This window comes from Burkholderia sp. E168m23, assembly GCF_016586125.1.
GTDB lineage: Bacteria > Pseudomonadota > Gammaproteobacteria > Burkholderiales > Burkholderiaceae > Burkholderia > Burkholderia orbicola.
This window is the reverse complement of the sequence record NZ_BCPP01000724.1, coordinates 1-3,727: the sequence shown is the minus strand read 5'-3', so window position 1 is coordinate 3,727 and position 3,727 is coordinate 1. Positions and strand designations below refer to the sequence as shown.

The 3,727-nt window shown below is 69.7% G+C and carries 3 protein-coding genes; all 3 read right to left on the bottom strand.

Annotated elements, in window-relative coordinates; all coding sequences use genetic code 11:
* Nucleotides 1-85: 85 nt before the first annotated feature.
* Complete coding sequence (locus JMF90_RS28285) at nucleotides 86-1,018, bottom strand: ABC transporter substrate-binding protein (protein WP_011547667.1); 933 nt, start codon at nucleotides 1,016-1,018, stop codon at nucleotides 86-88.
* 34 nt (nucleotides 1,019-1,052) lie between these two features.
* Nucleotides 1,053-2,846 (bottom strand): amino acid ABC transporter permease/ATP-binding protein, encoded by a 1,794-nt coding sequence (locus JMF90_RS28280; RefSeq protein WP_011547668.1) that lies wholly within the window; start codon nucleotides 2,844-2,846, stop codon nucleotides 1,053-1,055.
* 65 nt (nucleotides 2,847-2,911) lie between these two features.
* On the bottom strand, nucleotides 2,912-3,727 hold an 816-nt coding region (locus JMF90_RS28275), incomplete at its 5' end, for an LLM class flavin-dependent oxidoreductase (RefSeq protein WP_201325715.1).

Below are 3,727 nucleotides of genomic sequence, written 5' to 3'. Positions count from 1 at the left end.
GCCGGCGTAGACGAACGACCGATCGATCGGATCGCGCCGGCGCGTCCGCCACGACATGCCGGCGCGATTGTCTTGAGCGACACGCTCAGAACGACGGCAACCCCGGCGGATTGGTCTCCGCCCGCGCGATCGCCTCGCTCTGCAAACCCCAGCGTGCCAGCGCCTGCCCATAGCGGCCGTTGCCGATCAGCGCATTGGTCGCGAGGGTCAGCGCCGGCGCGAGTCCGCTGCCGCGGCGCGTCGCGATCGCGACGTCCGCATTCGCCGGCCAGCCTGCATTGACGACGCCGACGCGGCGGATCTTGCCGCTGCGCGCGGCCTCGTACGCGAGCGACGCGTTCGGGTTCAGCTCCGCATCCGCGCGGCCCGACAGCAGCGCGACGCGCGCCGTCGCATCGTCGTCGAAATAGAGCAGTTCGGCCGGCTTCAGCCCTTGCGCGACGTTGCGCTTGCTCCATTCGAGCAGGATGCGCTCCTGGCTCGTGCCGGCGCCGGTGATGATCCGCAGGCCCGCGATGTCCTTCGGCTCCGCGATCTTCACGATCGGGCTGGCGGTGCGCACGTAGAAGCCGTGCAGCCCGAGCCGGTAGGTCGTGAAATCGTATTTCTCCTTGCGCTTCTCGGTCACGCCGACGTTCGAGATCACCGCGTCGTACTTGCCGGACGTCAGCCCGAGCGGCCAGTCGGCCCACGCGATCGGCAGCAGCACGAGCGTGCGGCCGAGCGCGTCCGCGACCAGTTGCGCATAGTCGGGATCGGCGCCGACCACGGTGCGCGCGTCGGTCGCATAGGTCGACACGGGCGGCGCGTGCGGCGAGATCGCGACCGTGAATGCGCCGTCGCGCACCCAGTGGTAGCCGCTGGCCGCGCGGATGGCCGCGTCGTCGGGGCTCGCGCGCAGGCGGCCGGCCTGACGCGGGTCGAGGTCGGCGGTGGCGGCCGCCGCGCGTGCCGCGTGCCACGGCAGGCCCGATGCCGCGACCAGCGCGGCCGTGATGAACTGGCGTCGATCGGTCATCGTGCGGTACCTCGCAGGTGGGAAGCGGCGCGCATCACAGCACCCGCGACAGGAACGCGCGGGTGCGCGAATGCGACGGCGCGTCGAGCACGACGGCGGGCGGCCCGGCCTCGACGATGCGCCCGCGTTCCATGAACAGCACGTTGTCCGCCACTTCGCGTGCGAAGCCGATTTCGTGCGTGACGATCACGAGCGTCGTGCCCGAGCGCGCGAGTTCCTTGATCACGTCGAGCACTTCGTTGACGAGTTCCGGATCGAGCGCCGACGTCGGCTCGTCGAACAGCAGCACCTTCGGACGCAACGCGAGCGCCCGCGCGATCGCGACGCGTTGCTGCTGGCCGCCGGACAACTGGCGCGGGTACGCATCGGCTTTATCCGCGAGGCCGACCCGCGCGAGCAGCGTGCGCGCGGTGTGCTCGGCCGCATCGCACGTCACGCCGGCGACGGCGATCGGCGCTTCGATCAGGTTCTCGAGCACCGTCAGGTGCGGGAACAGGTTGAAGTTCTGGAACACCATGCCGACGGCCGTGCGCCGCTTCAGCACGTCGCGTTCGCTCAGTTCGTGCAGCACGTCGCCGTCGCGGCGATAGCCGATCAGTTCGCCGTCGATGTCGATGAAACCGTCGTCGACGCGTTCGAGATGGTTGATCGTGCGCAGCAGCGTCGACTTGCCGGAGCCGGACGGGCCGACGATCACGGTCACGCTGCCGCGCGGCGCGACGAACGACACGTTGTCGAGCACGCGCTGCATGCCGAACTGCTTCGACACGCCATGCACGGCCACTTCGCCGCCGGTACGCGACACGGCGGCCGCGGTATCGGTGCGCGTGTCGTCTGCGGCCTGCGCATTCGACGCCGCACGGCGTGACGCGACACGCCGCCACAGCCCGCCGAGGCGCGCAAGCGCGAACGTGACCACCGACGGCGGCGGATTGCGCAGCGCGCCGCGTGCATAGTGCCGCTCGACCTGCACCTGGATCGCGGACAGCACGGTCAGGATGATCAGGTACCAGACGGTCGCGACCATCAGCAGCGGAATCACTTCGAGGTTGCGGCGATAGATCACCTGCACCGTGTAGAACAGTTCGGGCATCGCGAGCACGTACACCATCGACGTGCCTTTCGCGAGCGAGATCAGGTCGTTGAATGCGGTCGGCAGGATCGCGCGCATCGCCTGCGGCAGCACGATCCGCGACGTCTGGCGGCCGCGCGGCAGCCCGAGCGCGGCGGCGGCTTCGAGCTGCCCTTGGTCGACCGCGAGAATGCCGCCGCGGATTACCTCCGCGGAAAACGCCGCGTGGTTCAGCGTGAGGCCGAGCACGGCCGCGAGGAACGGGCTGATCAGGTCGGTGGTCGGCGTGTCGAACCACACGATGTCGGTGAACGGCACGCCGAGCCGCACGTGCTCGTACAGGTAGCCGAGGTTGTTCAGGATCAGCAGCAGCACGATCAGCGGAATCGAGCGGAACAGCCACACGAAGGTCCATGCGCTGGCGGATAGCAGGCGCGAGCGCGACAACCGGGCCAGCGCGACGAACGCGCCGAGCACGAAGCCGAACACCGCGCCGAGCAGCGTCAGCACCAGCGTGCGCGCGAGCCCCGATAGCACCGGCGGCGACAGGAACCATTCGGCGAACACCGGCCAGCCCCACTGCGGGTTGCCGAGGAGCGAATACAGCGTGATCGCTATCAGCACGAGCGCGAGCACGGTGCCGGCCGTGCGCGACCGGTGGCGCGCGGGCACGATCCGCAAACGCGTGCCGGCCTCGCGTGCGTCGGGGGAAGAGAGCGGCGGCAGCGCGCCGCCGAGGTGGGTCGTGTCGCTCATGTCGTTGGAATCCTCGAATCGATCGATCGGCGGGCGCGCCGCCGTGCATGGGCGGCGCGGCGGCGTCAGGCGTGCGCTTCGGCGGCCGTTTCCTGGGCGGCACCGGGCGTCGCGTAGCGGCTCGCCTTGCGCGGCAGACCGAGGTGGTCGCGCAGCGTGGCGCCGGGCAGGTCGCGGCTGTAGCGGCCGCGCGCCTCGAGCACCGGAATCACGAGTTCGATGAAATCGTCGACGCCCTGCGCCTGGACCGGAAAACCGAGGATGAAGCCGTCGCCGGCGCCTGCGTCGTGCCAGCGGATCAGTTCGTCGGCGACGTGTTCGGCCGTGCCGATGAAGTTCGGCCGCGGCGTCGCGACCGCGAGCGCGGTTTCGCGCAGCGACAGGCCCTTGCGTTTCGCATCGGCCTTGATGCGGTCGGTGGTCGAGCGGAAGCTGTTGCGGCCGAGCTCGCCGAGTTCCGGGAACGGCGCATCGAGCGCGTACTGCGTGAAATCGTGGTGATCGAAATAGCGGCCGAGGTACGCGAGCGCCTCGTCGATCGTCAGCAGGTCGCGGATCGCCTGGTATTTGTCTTCCGCTTCGGCGGCCGTGCGACCGACGATCGGCCCGACGCCCGGGAAGATCTTCACGTCGCCGGCCTGCCGCCCGTGTTCGATCGCGCTCTGTTTCACGCGCTGCGTGAACGCGGCCGTTTCCTCGATCGACGGCGAATGCGTGAACACGGCGTCCGCGTATTTGCCCGCGAGGCCGATGCCGGTGTCGGACGAGCCGGCCTGGAAGATCACCGGCTGCCCCTGCGGCGAGCGCTGGATGTTCAGCGGGCCAGCGACCTGGAAAAAGCGGCCCTGGTGATCGAGCGTATGCAGCTTGTCGCGATCGAA